The following is a 651-nucleotide window of genomic DNA, read 5'->3' on the forward strand; positions in this document are numbered from 1 at the left end:
TTCAATGATGTCAAGAATATCGAAAAAGAAGTCGAGTTCTTGCAAAAACTCATACCTGAATCTCGTGTTGGTTTCGCACATGGGCAAATGCGTGAGCGCGAGCTTGAGCAAGCAATGTCAGACTTCTACCACCAACGCTTCAATGTTCTCGTTTCCTCAACAATCATTGAAACGGGCATCGATATTCCAAATGCAAACACCATAATCATCGACCGCTCAGATAAGTTTGGCCTAGCTCAACTTCATCAATTGCGCGGGCGCGTAGGTCGATCTCATCATCAGGCTTATGCATATTTATTGACGCCAGCAGAAAAACGACTGACTCGCGATGCTGAAAAACGTTTAGAAGCGATTACAGCAGCTCAAGAATTGGGCTCTGGCTTTATGCTAGCAACGCACGACTTAGAGATAAGAGGCGCAGGTGNATTGCTGGGCGAAGAGCAAAGCGGGCAAATTCAAAGTGTTGGCTTCTCTCTGTACATGGAGCTTCTAGAGCAGGCTGTTCAATCACTTCAAGATGGCAAAGAGCTTAATATAGAAGAAGCGATGCATGGTACAGAGGTAAATCTTCGAATACCTGCATTGATACCAGATGATTACTTGCCTGACGTTCATTCACGACTTGTGCTCTACAAACGCATCTCTAGCTGT

At 45.1% G+C, this 651-nt stretch carries 1 protein-coding gene; it reads left to right on the top strand.

All coding sequences use genetic code 11. From position 1 onward, the window contains the following. On the top strand, positions 1–651 hold a 651-nt coding region (locus A3738_RS12090; RefSeq protein WP_255376166.1), incomplete at both ends, for a helicase-related protein.

The organism is Oleiphilus sp. HI0066 (genome assembly GCF_001635725.1).